General features: G+C 53.5%; 13 protein-coding genes and 1 pseudogene. 8 read left to right on the top strand and 6 right to left on the bottom strand.

All coding sequences use genetic code 11. The features are described 5' to 3' along the window. Window positions 1-587 (top strand): annotated as a pseudogene (locus ACP5J3_RS06185) (DNA topoisomerase IV subunit A); the annotation flags it as partial. 71 nt (window positions 588-658) lie between these two features. After that, on the top strand, window positions 659-1,672 hold the full coding sequence (locus ACP5J3_RS06180) for a PhoU domain-containing protein (protein WP_428494876.1): 1,014 nt from the start codon (window positions 659-661) through the stop codon (window positions 1,670-1,672). Here the strand turns inward: ACP5J3_RS06180 and ACP5J3_RS06175 are convergent. Beyond that, window positions 1,641-2,141 (bottom strand): protein-(glutamine-N5) methyltransferase, encoded by a 501-nt coding sequence (locus ACP5J3_RS06175; protein ID WP_428494875.1) that lies wholly within the window; start codon window positions 2,139-2,141, stop codon window positions 1,641-1,643. The genes ACP5J3_RS06180 and ACP5J3_RS06175 overlap by 32 nt on opposite strands. Further along, a complete protein-coding gene (locus tag ACP5J3_RS06170) occupies window positions 2,141-2,938 on the bottom strand; it encodes a helix-turn-helix domain-containing protein (protein ID WP_428494874.1) in 798 nt (265 codons plus the stop codon). The genes ACP5J3_RS06175 and ACP5J3_RS06170 overlap by 1 nt, the downstream gene beginning before the upstream one ends. Before the next feature lie 82 nt (window positions 2,939-3,020). Here ACP5J3_RS06170 and albA point away from each other — a divergent pair, with 82 nt between their 5' ends. Genes albA through ACP5J3_RS06145 form a run of 5 tightly spaced genes read left to right on the top strand, consistent with a single transcriptional unit; the run spans window position 3,021 to window position 6,377 of the window. After that, window positions 3,021-3,299 (top strand): DNA-binding protein Alba, encoded by a 279-nt coding sequence (gene albA, locus ACP5J3_RS06165; RefSeq protein ID WP_014287738.1) that lies wholly within the window; start codon window positions 3,021-3,023, stop codon window positions 3,297-3,299. 32 nt (window positions 3,300-3,331) lie between these two features. Next, window positions 3,332-4,606 carry a UbiD family decarboxylase gene (locus tag ACP5J3_RS06160; protein ID WP_428494873.1) on the top strand — a complete coding sequence of 425 codons (1,275 nt, stop codon included), beginning with the start codon at window positions 3,332-3,334 and terminating at the stop codon, window positions 4,604-4,606. A 26-nt stretch (window positions 4,607-4,632) separates the two neighbouring features. Further along, entirely contained in the window at window positions 4,633-5,754 is a 1,122-nt protein-coding gene (locus ACP5J3_RS06155; protein ID WP_428494872.1) for an aconitase X, read from the top strand. Beyond that, window positions 5,747-6,097 carry an aconitase X swivel domain-containing protein gene (locus ACP5J3_RS06150; RefSeq protein WP_428494871.1) on the top strand — a complete coding sequence of 117 codons (351 nt, stop codon included), beginning with the start codon at window positions 5,747-5,749 and terminating at the stop codon, window positions 6,095-6,097. The genes ACP5J3_RS06155 and ACP5J3_RS06150 overlap by 8 nt, the downstream gene beginning before the upstream one ends. Further along, complete coding sequence (locus ACP5J3_RS06145; protein ID WP_428494870.1) at window positions 6,084-6,377, top strand: hypothetical protein; 294 nt, start codon at window positions 6,084-6,086, stop codon at window positions 6,375-6,377. Before ACP5J3_RS06150 ends, ACP5J3_RS06145 begins: the two co-directional genes overlap by 14 nt. Here ACP5J3_RS06145 and ACP5J3_RS06140 read toward each other — a convergent pair. Genes ACP5J3_RS06140 through ACP5J3_RS06125 form a run of 4 tightly spaced genes read right to left on the bottom strand, consistent with a single transcriptional unit; the run spans window position 6,328 to window position 10,129 of the window. Further along, the gene (locus tag ACP5J3_RS06140; protein ID WP_428494869.1) at window positions 6,328-7,098 is read right to left on the bottom strand and encodes an N-glycosylase/DNA lyase; all 771 of its coding nucleotides are present in this window, start codon (window positions 7,096-7,098) and stop codon (window positions 6,328-6,330) included. The two genes, ACP5J3_RS06145 and ACP5J3_RS06140, sit on opposite strands and share 50 nt — an antisense overlap. Next, on the bottom strand, window positions 7,064-8,113 hold the full coding sequence (locus tag ACP5J3_RS06135; protein ID WP_428494868.1) for a DNA primase large subunit PriL: 1,050 nt from the start codon (window positions 8,111-8,113) through the stop codon (window positions 7,064-7,066). The genes ACP5J3_RS06140 and ACP5J3_RS06135 overlap by 35 nt, the downstream gene beginning before the upstream one ends. A gap of 32 nt (window positions 8,114-8,145) precedes the next feature. After that, window positions 8,146-9,222 (bottom strand): vWA domain-containing protein, encoded by a 1,077-nt coding sequence (locus ACP5J3_RS06130; RefSeq protein WP_428494867.1) that lies wholly within the window; start codon window positions 9,220-9,222, stop codon window positions 8,146-8,148. Continuing rightward, on the bottom strand, window positions 9,215-10,129 hold the full coding sequence (locus tag ACP5J3_RS06125; RefSeq protein WP_428494866.1) for an AAA family ATPase: 915 nt from the start codon (window positions 10,127-10,129) through the stop codon (window positions 9,215-9,217). Before ACP5J3_RS06125 ends, ACP5J3_RS06130 begins: the two co-directional genes overlap by 8 nt. A gap of 84 nt (window positions 10,130-10,213) precedes the next feature. Here ACP5J3_RS06125 and ACP5J3_RS06120 point away from each other — a divergent pair, with 84 nt between their 5' ends. Continuing rightward, a complete protein-coding gene (locus ACP5J3_RS06120) occupies window positions 10,214-11,491 on the top strand; it encodes a Clp1/GlmU family protein (protein ID WP_428494865.1) in 1,278 nt (425 codons plus the stop codon). Window positions 11,492-11,960: the final 469 nt, after the last annotated feature.

The following is an 11,960-nucleotide window of genomic DNA, read 5'->3' as shown; positions in this document are numbered from 1 at the left end:
CTCTCAGCCTGCCAGTTAACGTAGACGCCTTGGAGATAGTGAAGGTGGAGGCTACTTACGTACTTGTGGTAGAGAAAGACGCGATTTTCCAGCGTCTTGTGAGAGAGAAGTTCTGGAGCCAGGAAAACGCCATATTAGTTACGGCGAAGGGCATGCCGGATAGAGCGACTAGGCGGTTTATTAGGAGGTTGAATGAGGAGTACAAGCTCCCGGTATATGTGCTCACAGACGGCGACCCCTACGGGTGGTACATATACTCTGTCTATAAAAGTGGGTCAATTAAGCTGAGTTATGAAAGCGAGCGCTTAGCTACGCCGGATGCCAAGTTTCTGGGGTTGACCGCCACGGATATAGACGCCTACAAGATATCTGACAACTACGTCATTGCGGCAAATGACCGCGATATTAAGAGAGCCCAGGAGTTGCTTAGGTATCCCTGGTTCCAGAAGCCTGAGTGGACTCGTGAAGTGAATCTATTCCTGAAGAAAAAGAAGAAGGTGGAAATAGAGGCGCTTTCAACACACGGCCTGAAGTTTCTACATGACTACCTCAGAGATAAGATACGCGGCAAGAAGTTTATCGACTAGTATATAGAGGTCAGACATTGCTCTTTTGGAGTTGGGTGTAGTATATTTATATATGTTTTCTATTTAGAGCTATGCGAGGAGAGGTTAGAAAGGTCCAGCTAACCGGGGGTGCGACTCTCATTGTGAGTCTTCCGAAGGAGTGGGCAAAGCGCATTTCGCTATCCCCAGGTGACGAGGTGATGGTGGTGACTCAGCCCGACGACACGCTGGTCCTCATACCGAAGAAATTAGGAAAGCGCGCTGGAGTGATGGCTGAACTCGTCATCAACCGGCCGCTGGATGTGGCTGAGCTGGAGAGGCTCTTCATGACTTTGTACATAGGCGGCGCGGAGGTTATTGTGGTGAGGTTCTCGCAGGTTGCTATGAGTCTGCGGAAGCAGATTAAGGAGTTTATACGGAGGCGTATAGTCGATATGGAGATTGTGGAGGAGGCCAGCGATAAACTGATTGTACAGTCAATGGTGTCGACTACGGAGCTGGCCGTCATGGACATAGCAGTGAAAATGCTACGGCTGGTGAGTAACATGCTCAGCGACTTGGTGGCAGGCTTGGAGAGAGATGACGTGGCTATGTTGAAAGATATTATAGAGAGAGACGACGAGGTTGATAGGCTGTATTGGTTAATAGAGCGCCAATTGAAGAGGGCGGCTATGTCTAGATATGTGATGCTGGAACTCAAGATCGACGATCCGCGGGATTTAGTGGAGTATGTAATAATAGCGAAGTCTATTGAGAGAATGGCTGACCACATATGTAGAATAGCTTATGTAAATCAAGAGGAGAAGGTGGACATGCGCCTGTTGGGTCCGATCTTGTCCAAGGTCTCCGAGTTTTTAAGACAGGCTGAAAATTTGCTGGTAAGCGAAACGCCGGCGCAGAGGGTAGCCGAGTTGCAAGGCGAAATCATTGCGTGGAGCCAGAAGGCGAGGCGGGAGGAGATGCCGTCTGACCCCGCCACAACTATCGCCAAGGAGAGCGCTTTGAGAATTGGCGAATATGTCGGCGATATAGTAGAGTCGCTCGGGAGGATAAGGCTTAAAGACAAGGCTCTGGTCATTGGCGAGGCTTTGGGCAGACAGCAGTAACTGCGTATATGGTCTCGAAAAAGAGGTGAATCCTCCTAGCTCTAACTACGGCGCACTGCGCCCTCAACGCGTCTAGTATAAAATCCGCCCTGCCAAGGGAGCTAAATGTCAAAACGACGACGCGGGGTCTAACCATCGATATCCACCTCAAGAACCGGGGCACAACGCCTGTGTCATGCACCGCGGCGTCAGTTGGCTCCTCAGGCGGTAGATATGGCAGATTAAACACTACGACGTCTGCCCTCCGCACAGCGTTAGCCACGTCGCTACACACAACATCGACAGGTGGTTTACACATTTTACATGAATTCAGGTCTATGTCAACGGCCAGTGTGACTCTACACTTCGCGGCCAGCGCCATCCCCACGATACAAGTGCCGGTTCCCACGTCGACGCAGATATCCCCTTCTTCTATCTCCTCCACAGACTCGAGAGTTAGGTATGTGTCTTCAGCTGGCGTATACGGCATTAGCGTAGTGGAGCGAGGTAGAAAAGCGCTGGGATTACGAAAAACGCCAAGAGAGAGCGCGCCAGAGCGGCTTCGTAAGTCGTGCCAACTTCAAGGGAGTAAACCGTGGCGAAGATGGCCGCGGTGAAGAGAAGAGCTACGAATAGCAGGATTTGAGAGAGGGTGATGAGGTAGACATAGTCGAGAGAGCGGGCGAGTTGTACCAGGGTTAGGTGGGTGGCTGGGTAAATCGATAGGGGGGACACCCCCACCGCTGTTTTATAAAGAGACATCTTCTTATTAGTTATGAGATAGATCGCAAGGATTATTCCCGATAGCGAAAGTAGAGAGACTGCCAGTGATATCTGTGGTGGTAGATTTATTGAAAGTGGAAGGTAGTACCCAACATACAGTACGTAGATCATCGAGAGGGATGGATTTTGAAGACTCCCTACCACAAGGCTGAAAACCCAGCCAGCCAGAAGTACTAAAGCGGCCGCTGGCAACAGCGGCGACATAAGTAGCCACACTACCAGCGGCCTCAGGCCTATTACCGATAGGAAGTTAAGTGATTTAAGAGGCTCCGCCGTTGCGATGATAGAGGCAACCTTCTCTCCAAGTTCTGTGAGAGACACCAGAGACTCCTCCCTCTTCACGATGCCCAGCCTCTCGAGAGCCGAGAGTTCAAATAGTAGGGTGGAGGCCGACGTCCCCAGCGCCGCTCTTAGTTTTGCAAGTGTCATGGGGCCTTCTCTATGCAGTACGAGGATTATGTCGCGCCGCCTTCCCACAGAGGCTCCGTAGATGACGCGCTCCACTGTGTACTAGAGGGCTTTTATAATTATTCATAACTACGTGGGAGGCGAAATTGTTAAATACCCAAGCTGTCAAGGGTTGGCCATGGCAACAGAACAGACAATACTAGTAGGGAAAAAACCAGCTACAAACTACGTAATTGCGACGGTGATGGCGTTCAACGCCGGCGTTAAGAAAGTGGTGCTGAAGGCTAGAGGTGCGGCCATCTCCAAGGCCGTTTCGACTGCTGTAATGGTGAGGGACAGATTCCTCCCAGGCAAGGTGCAGATAAAAGACGTTAAGTTGCTAAGCGACAAGGTACAGGGCCAGGGCGGCAGGGAGAGAACAGTTGCGGCTATTGAGGTGGTACTCGAAATGGCCTAGGCGTTTTTTCCGCGCCACCGCTATCTTTTTAGATGCGCCTCTCCGACCTGGTCAACAACCTTCCTGGCTCACAGATCTACAACCCGCCCTACGGCGAGTTCACCATCGCCAGGATTTTGAGGGAGACAGAGGGCCGGTCTACGCCGGTATTTAGAGAGGTAAAACCCGGCTATGTGGGGGTGGGCAACATTGTAGACACGAGGTTAAAGCTGTATCGATATCTCGGAGTTGGTAGAGACGAGGAGGCTTATCAAAAACTACTAGCCGCGGTGGAGAGCCCGGCTTCTGTGGAGAGGGTATCCACGTGGCGCGACCTCTATAGGACTGTAGATTCGCTCTACGAGTTGCCCATGGTTAGGTACTACGAAAAGGAGGCGCGTCCCTACATCACATCTGGCGTCGTCGTGGGCTTGGGTTTAGACGGTGTGTACAACGCCTCTATACACAGATTCTCGCCCGTGGGAGGCAGAAAAGCAGTCGTGAGGCTTGTCCCGAGGCATTTGCACCACATCTACAAGACCAGCGTTGCAAGAGGCCGTGAGGTGCCCGTCGCTGTGGCGTGGGGCGTCCACCCCCTGGTGCTCCTGGCCGCCGCCACCTCCCCGCCCTACGGCGTTTTTGAGCTCGGCGTAGCCGCGCGCCTCCTGGGGGGGCTCAAGGTGATGGAGCTCGACAACGGGGCCGTTGCGCCGTTTCTATCCTCTGTAGTTATTGAGGGCTTCTTAACTTCGGAGCAGGCAGAGGAGGGGCCTTTTGTCGATATAGTAGGCGTATACGACAGAGTGAGGCTCCAGCCTGTTGTGAGAGTGGAGAGGATATACGTGTTGCGGGAGGAGGCGTATGTCCACTACCTACTGCCGGCGGGCTCTGAGCACATGCTCCTGATGGGTTTTGAGAGAGAGGCGAAGATTTGGAGAGCTGTTAAGTCTGTAGCTCCCATGGTGAGGAAGGTGAGGCTGACAAAGGGGGGGTTTGGCTGGCTTGTGGCGGTGATTTCGCTAGACAAGTCTGTCGAGGGCGACGCGAAGAACGCGTTGCTGGCGGCTTTTGCGGTCCACCCCAGTTTAAAAATCGCCATAGCTGTTGACAGCGATGTGGATCCCGACAACCCGGTGGAGGTGGAGTGGGCTGTGGCCACGAGGCTCAGGGCGGATAGGGGTCTCTTTGTTATTCCCTACGTAAGGGGGTCCACGCTGGATCCCGTTGCCTTAAACGAGGAGGGGTTGACCCACAAGGTGGGTATCGACGCCACGAGGCCGCTGGACGTCGATCCGGTATTGTTCGAGCGGGCGAGGATACCTGAATAGTTAATTAGAGGGTTCGATAAATCTACGTGTCTCGTGAGTATGCGCGTGAGATGGTGCTTAGAATTGCCGATGCGGTGTCGGGCGGAGAGGTTGTCCCCGTGGAGACCGCCCATATATCTGGGGTGTCTTACTTCACAATTGGAGAGTACGGAGTGGAGTTTCTCGAATTTCTAGCGAGCTCCGGCGCCAGGGTTTCTGTCTTCACCACGTCCAACCCGGCGGCTATCGACCTCAGCGGCTTGTTGCAGGTAGACGAGAAGGTGGCGGAGGGGCAGAGCAGAATATCGAAGGCGCTCAGATCGATGGGGGTGAGCATCTTCTATACATGCGCGCCGTATGAGTTTATACTCACCAGGCCACGTACTTACCACGCGTGGGCGGAGTCGAACGCAATAACCTACATAAATACCTTCAGGGACTCCTGGTCAGATAAGAATCCCGGCCCCCTGGCTCTGTTGGGAGCTATTGCCGGGTTTGTGCCCAAGACGGCTCTATATACTCTAGACGGGAGGCGCCCCACCGCGGCTGTAGAAGTCAACATAGGGCCTCTGGGGCCTCTGGAGGCTGGCGTGGTTGGGGCGTTAATAGGGGAGCGCATCGGCTCCGGCGTGCCCTACATCAAGGGAGCCGTCTTCGCCGATGAGGAGAGCCGTAGGGAATTCGCCGCGGCCCTATCCACATACTCCGCCATGGTTTTCGCCGTGGTTGAGGGCGCGACGCCTAACTGGCGTCAATATCTTGAGCTGGCGGATTTCCGAGACAAGATCCAGATATCGGCAGAAGACATCGCCAGCTACGTAAGAGACGTCGAGACGCCCGACGTGGTGTATATCGGGTGCCCCTTCGCAGATCTAGAGACAGTTTTACAGATAGTGGCAGAGGTTAGGAGGAGAGGACCTACAAAAAGGCCGGTGTACATATCCACCTCTCCTGGCGTCTATAAGCAGATACAGAGACTCGTAGAGGAGGTTAGTGGCTACAACGTGAAGATATTTTCAGGCGCGTGTCTGGTGGTGTCGCCCTACACCCGTAGGTTTAGGGTAATAGCCACCGACTCGCTGAAGGCGATGTTCTACATCCCCAAGCTACACGGCGTGAAAGTCGTCCCATGCAGACGCGAGAAGTGTCTCGAACTTGCCTATGCTTAAGCCGATAGTAAGGGGCAGGGGCCGGGCCGCCTCCCGTGTTGTAAAAATAACAACGCCTGTGTCGCTCCTCGGCGACCTAGATCCAGAGAGGGGCACGCTTGCGGGAGTTGACATCTCTGGGAAAATAGTGGCGTTGCCCTACGTCAAGGGCTCTACTGTGGGGCCCTACGTGCTGTGGGGGGCGGCTAGGAGGGGCAAGGCGCCTTTGGCGATAGTGGCGCAGAAACCGGATCTAATGCTTATCTCGGCTTGTGTACTCGCCGGCGTCCCGCTCTTCCAGGGAGATCTCGGAGAGGAGTGTATTAATATCGACTTGGAGAGTGGGGTGTATGACAAGTGCTGACAAGGATGTATTGGCCAGGGCGGCTTTGCTAATGCTGGAGGAGCTGGCGCTGAGGAGAGACGGCAAGGCGAAGCTCAGGTACTGGAAGACGTATAGAATGGCCGTGTTTTGGCTGGGGAGGGGCGTCGCCGACGGCATCGTGGCAAAGCTGGCAGAGGGCGGATACATAAAGGTAGAGGGGAGGTATGTGGTATTGATAAAGCGGTTTACACACGGGCGGTCGCTCAACTCTATTTTAAAAGAGGCTTACAATCTCTTCGCCACTGGAACAAGGCGATGACCCCCTCAGGTACGCCGTGTATGTTTTCCCCGTAGAGCACCGCCCTGCCAGCTAGCCACAGCAATGTGTCGATGTGAAGGGGAGGTATCCCAGCCTCGCGGGCGACCTCGTCCCATATCCTTTGGACAACTTCGTAGCGCCTCATCGCCTCCCGAGGTGGGAGATCTATAAGCCCCGCACACCATGTGAGGTGGGCAACCCGGTAGTCGACTGGGATGGGTATGTCGAATGGCAGGACCCTGTCCACCCCCCTGCTACACATATACACATAGTTAAGGATCTTGACGGCGAATACTATCGTCTTCTGCTCGCTTCCAGCTCCTAACAAACTGGATAGCTGGCGCAGTGTAGCGCCTAGATCCTCCAGATTCGGCGCATAGTTGCAAATCTTTAATACCCTCTTTCTCCTGCCGTCCAGGCCTATTCTCAAATAGGGGCTCGCGTCTAGATATCTCAAAAAGTCTCTGCATACGTCATGTATCTCCAACTGGGTGAAGAATTTCCCGAAAAACTCCCAATGCTCCTCCCCCCTGCCAGTAAGGCGGTAGCTTATAACTGCGTTTAGCATCGCCAGCCTCGCCCCTATCGACTCCCCGTGTTTACCCACTACGCTACACACAGCGCGGTACTGCGGATCGCGCCTCTCCAGCTCCAGAACTGCGTTTATACCTAAGCTCCTAAGCGCCTCAATTACTCTTCTTAACTGTGACCTTGCGGCCATACTGCACCGGGTTCTTCACGCCGCATCCCAAATTCGTGGGGCAGAGCCCCCAGGAATTCATGGTCTCACAACTCGGCACGGCGTATTCCTTCCTTCCCCCAACCTGGCCCGCTATGTGTTGCACCTGGTAGCGTGTAATCTTTTCATTAAAATCTGGCGACGTACGAAAGAGATCTACTATCTGTTCCACATCCCACCCCCTATGTAGTAGGTACGTCGCTATGGCAAACCTAGCTGTGTGGGGCAGGTTGTCGCCGCTCTTAAGGGCGTCTAGAATCGCCTTCATACACGGGGGGTGAGGCCCCTCTGCTGGTTGAGACGGCGCTTTTAACGGCTTATGAGCGTATTTTTTCAACAAGTCCTCTACCAAGGAGGCGTCTATAGATGCGGCCACCCTGCCTACGGCCAACTCGTTTTCTCTCGCCGTCTTTAAAATCTGTTCTTCATAAGCCTCTTCAAGCAACCTCTCGAAATCCTCGAGGGGCACCACAACCCACCCCTTGACGACAGGCCTATTTATCATAGCCCAGAAGGGGTCTTGAGGCGCGTATCTTAGATAGGAAGTCCATCTAACGGCAACCGGATTCCCAAACGTTGCCACGATCAGCCCTGTCACCACCTCATGCGCGGGCTTTGCGACGACGCCGAGATCTCTCGCAATTTCAATCTTACACCGCAGGTCTTGGATGCCCGGAACCTTCCTCATCAACTCTAGAAAACGTTTACTTTCACTATCTGCAAACCTCTTTAATAGATAGGGGTTTTTCGTGGCGGCCGCTATATACAACGCCAATCTGGCGGCCGCGGCCCAATCCTCTGGCGAGTCTATACAAGACCTGGGATTAAGAGGCTCCCGCGCAAGCGACTTCCTAAGCCTCTCAAGCGCCATGTCCAGGAGGTTTTTGTTATTTACCACGGCATCCAGCGCTATTCCTCTTTTTTGGAGATACGATGCAGATTTGTTTAAGAATGGGAAGTGGCATGAGAGCTCTCCTAAAGAGATGTCGCATGACACGTATTGTGCTGATCGCGGATATATAAACCACCTCAGCTATGCAGACCTAGGAGATCTATCGCGGGCGTAAGCTCTCTGTATCTACCACCAGTTATTTTAGCTACTTGTCTTAAAAACTGGCTTCGCTCGGTAGCCACTACGTGGATACGTCTAAACCTCCGAGCTAGTTGCAGAACTCTCTCCGGGTCGTTTGTCCGCCCGTCTGACACCACCACAACCTCCCTACTGGCGTTGTTTGCATGAAGTAGCTCTAGGGCAGAGGCCAGCTCTGTCCCCCCCATCGCATATACGTATTTCAAAATCCCCAACATCTCACGTAGATATTTATACGGCGGATACGGCATCCACAAGAAGTCGGCCTCCGTATTAAATAGCACTAGCGATACGAAACCTCTTAAATCCGCCATCTGCCTCAGATATCTAGCCAACACGTTCTTAGCAACTCTGAGCTTAGTGACTCCTCCCACGTACTCCTTCATCGACCCGGATACGTCCAAAGCCACGTATACAGGCTTGTCAACTATGTAAGTATACTCCCGTAGGTAGAAATCCTCATCTGATATAGGCTTCCCTTGGAGAGATTTTCTTGATATAGACATGGCGGTTCTAATTATGTCTATGTCAGTCACCGAGGCGTTAGGGTAGTACCTCTTCACAAGCCTCACCGCCGATTTCAAAGCCAGCCCCTCCCCGCGCGCGTATATCCTGCCCCCTAGCTCGTCCACAGCCTCGGCCGGGAGATTCAGCCTCCTAATCACCTCGAGCTTAGCCCGAGGCGTGGCGTCGACGGGAACGTGCCTATTTACTAAATGGGCTAGGGTGGGTGCCTTTTCGCTACCCACCGACCCGACTAGAGAAGGCGCAGGGGGCGCCTCAGCTGGCGGGGATGTGCACCGCAGAGCGGCCTCTATAATTTTTCTAGCCTCCCCCGGCGTAGCGCCTAGAGAACCCGCCAAGTTCTGCGCTATCACCTCTATCAACTTCTTCTCGTCTACATCCCCCAGATACGACCTTGCGTATACATCAGCCACGGCATATATCAAACTTCTCGTAGACACCCCGCCTAGACACCTGCTAATTGCGAGGAGGAGTTCAACAACTTTATTCATTGATAGCCTTGTCGAATATTGTAATGAGCATGTTTTTCGTCTCCTGGTCGTGAGGCAGGTTTAAGATCAGCGCTTTCTTCAAGTCGCGTATCTCCACATCTCTACGTTGAGACCACGCCGACGCCGCCGCGTCGGCGAGGGCGTAGCTGAGAGAGCGCACAGACTGCGGGTAGCCTGCCTTCTCAGCTTCGTGGGCGAACTTGGCTAGTATATCTGCGAGGCGCGGCGGTATTTCCACCTCCAGCTCTCCAAGGGCTTCTCTCGCCTTCCAGAGGAGTATAGATCGGAGGAGTTCTCTGCCCGGCGTTTTGACCTCCACAAATTTCAACCTGTCAGCCAGCGCCTCTGTGAGCTCATACACGCCCTCGTACTCGCTCGGGTTCGCCGTGCCTACCAAGGCGAAATCCGTCCTAATCCTATATCCTCTAATGTAGACATAGTGCTCCTGTATTGACTGTAGCAACGCCGCTTGGGCATACGGGTTTAGCCTATTAATCTCGTCCATGACCAGAACTGTTCCGTGCGCCATTACCAGAGGCCCCGGTATGTAAGAAAGCGGGTGGTCAAACCCCGCCTGCAACACCACGGCGATGTCTATATCACCTGTGAGATCCACTGCCGTCATGTGCGAGTGGCAGGCCACCTCTATATACGGCGGATTGCTCAGCGCTAGAATTTCTGCAATTGCCTCGGCTAGGGTGGTTTTGCCAAGCCCCACCGTGCCTACTAAAACCACAGGTCTGCCTATCATCAAACCGCTTAATACATCTAGAACAACGTCATCGAGACCCTTCAACACTTTATTTACCCTATTCCTAATCTCGTCTACTCCGATGCGGCGCACCCGATCTCTGATATTTTTTGCGATGTCTACCGGCTGGCGTTGTAGTAGCTCTGAAAGACGCACATATCTACGCGGCAGGTGGTTTAAAAGGATATTTGGGAGGCGGCGCTAAACACAAGTTAAAAACATCTGAGTAGCCAATTATGTATGTCTGTCCGCGTTATGAAGGCCGGCGAGATGTACAGGATAGAGGGCCCTGCAAAAGTCGTCGTGAGGCGCGGGCGGATCTACGCCACTGGAGTCGAGTACTCCGATGGGCAGAGCTTCACTGTGCTGAGGGCCCGCTCCCTTGCCGTTAGAGCAGTTACAGACTCGGAGGTTGAGCTCGTCCTAGGCCCTGGGGCGTTGTTAGAAAAGGCCGAGCCGGGCGAGGAGATAATCGACGAGTGGGAGGCCGGGATCTCAACCGTCGATCCAAGCGGCGTGATAATCGTGGTTGGTATGATAGACGTGGGCAAGTCCACCATGACGGCTATGCTGGGGAACAAAGCCCTGGCCCGGGGGTATAGAGTTGCCGTTGTAGACGCAGATGTGGGCCAGAACGACCTAGGCCCGCCCACCACAATCTCCCTGGCCCGGCTAACGAGGTACGTCACCCATCTAAGACAGCTGGTGGCCGAGAAGAGCATCTTCCTCCAGGCGACTAGTCTAGAACGTATATGGCCCAGGGCTGTCGAGCAAATAGCCAGAGCTGTGGAATACGCCAGGAGGGTGTGGCGCGCCGATTCGGTAATACTAAATACAGATGGGTGGGTCCTCGACGAAGAAGCCGTAGTTTTCAAGCGCCAGTTAATAGAGAAGATAAAGCCGTCTTTAATAGTGGCGATACAGGTGGAGAAGGAGCTCGCCCCCATACTTAACGGGTATAGTAACGTGCTGATTCTCCCGCCGCCTCCACACGCCAGGTCGAGATCTCGGGAAGATAGGAAAATTCACAGAGAGATGGGGTACGGCCGCTACATATTCCCACCTGTGGAGATCGCAGTATCTCTTGATAAAATACCAATATGTAATTTACCTATTTTCAAGGGGATCGAGATGGGCGAAGAACTCAGGAAGATACTCTCCAGAGCATTAGGCCTAGGCGTTGAGAAGGCCTACCAAGTGGGTAACAGGGTATATGCCATTGTTGAGGGCGACACATGGGTTGTGAGAAAAGTCAGCGGCTTCCAAGTGATAGGACTGCCACACGACTTCGAGCGGGGACTGTTGGTAGGGCTTGAAGACGCTGAGCGGTTCTTGGTGGGCCTCGGCGTAGTGAAGAAAATATACTACGACAAGAGGAAGGCCATCATATATACGTCAAGCGACGTCGAAAAAAGAATGGGAGAGGTAAAGTGCATTAGGCTAGGTCTCGTGAGGCTAGACGACAATTTCAACGAAGTGGAAAAAGCCATGAACATACTCAAGGCCGAGTCTGAGTAGATCCACAATCGAAGGGCGAAATGTATATAATCTACGCGCTGTTATTTAACTGGATGAGCGGTGCGGGCAGCGTCAGAGCTGTGACGAGACCGTCTCACGGTGATCCGCATATATCCATATCAACGCCGTGTAGAGATGTTGGTGTTGTTTGGGTTTTGTGTGATTTGCCGCTGTAGGACGCTTTCTTTTTGACGTCTCGTCCGTCGGCGACTATTCGAGCCTCTAGAGGCCGCGGCGCCGATGCCTTGAAGGCCCCGCGCTAAGACGTTTGTAGCGCCTAGCGACGTGTCCGGCGCGCGGCGCCGCCGAGGGGCGCCTGCGAGCCCCCAGCCCCGCCGCCTTCTCCACGCCGCTACATATCTTTATAGGGGATTTTGTGGAAATGTTATATTTTTATGTTTTCCGTATGTGGAGGTGCCGGTTTTGAGTTATGGACGTTGTGCGAGAGCCAGACTTCGGCGCGCTGTTT

Origin of the sequence: Pyrobaculum sp. (genome assembly GCF_049971835.1) — an archaeon.
In the GTDB taxonomy this organism is placed as follows: Archaea; Thermoproteota; Thermoprotei; order Thermoproteales; family Thermoproteaceae; genus Pyrobaculum.
The sequence above is the reverse complement of the archived record's forward strand: the minus strand, read 5'-3'. Positions and strand labels throughout refer to the sequence as shown.

Bases quoted from the DNA above. Each gene is read 5' to 3' on its own strand.
- ACP5J3_RS06175 (WP_428494875.1), bottom strand. From the start codon at position 2,141: ATGCCGTATACGCCAGCTGAAGACACATACCTAACTCTCGAGTCTGTG.
- albA (WP_014287738.1), top strand. From the start codon at position 3,021: ATGGCAACAGAACAGACAATACTAGTAGGGAAAAAACCAGCTACAAAC.
- ACP5J3_RS06130 (WP_428494867.1), bottom strand. From the start codon at position 9,222: ATGAATAAAGTTGTTGAACTCCTCCTCGCAATTAGCAGGTGTCTAGGC.
- ACP5J3_RS06145 (WP_428494870.1), top strand. From the start codon at position 6,084: ATGACAAGTGCTGACAAGGATGTATTGGCCAGGGCGGCTTTGCTAATG.
- ACP5J3_RS06180 (WP_428494876.1), top strand. From the start codon at position 659: ATGCGAGGAGAGGTTAGAAAGGTCCAGCTAACCGGGGGTGCGACTCTC.
- ACP5J3_RS06120 (WP_428494865.1), top strand. From the start codon at position 10,214: ATGTCTGTCCGCGTTATGAAGGCCGGCGAGATGTACAGGATAGAGGGC.
- ACP5J3_RS06150 (WP_428494871.1), top strand. From the start codon at position 5,747: ATGCTTAAGCCGATAGTAAGGGGCAGGGGCCGGGCCGCCTCCCGTGTT.
- ACP5J3_RS06160 (WP_428494873.1), top strand. From the start codon at position 3,332: ATGCGCCTCTCCGACCTGGTCAACAACCTTCCTGGCTCACAGATCTAC.
- ACP5J3_RS06140 (WP_428494869.1), bottom strand. From the start codon at position 7,098: ATGGCCGCAAGGTCACAGTTAAGAAGAGTAATTGAGGCGCTTAGGAGC.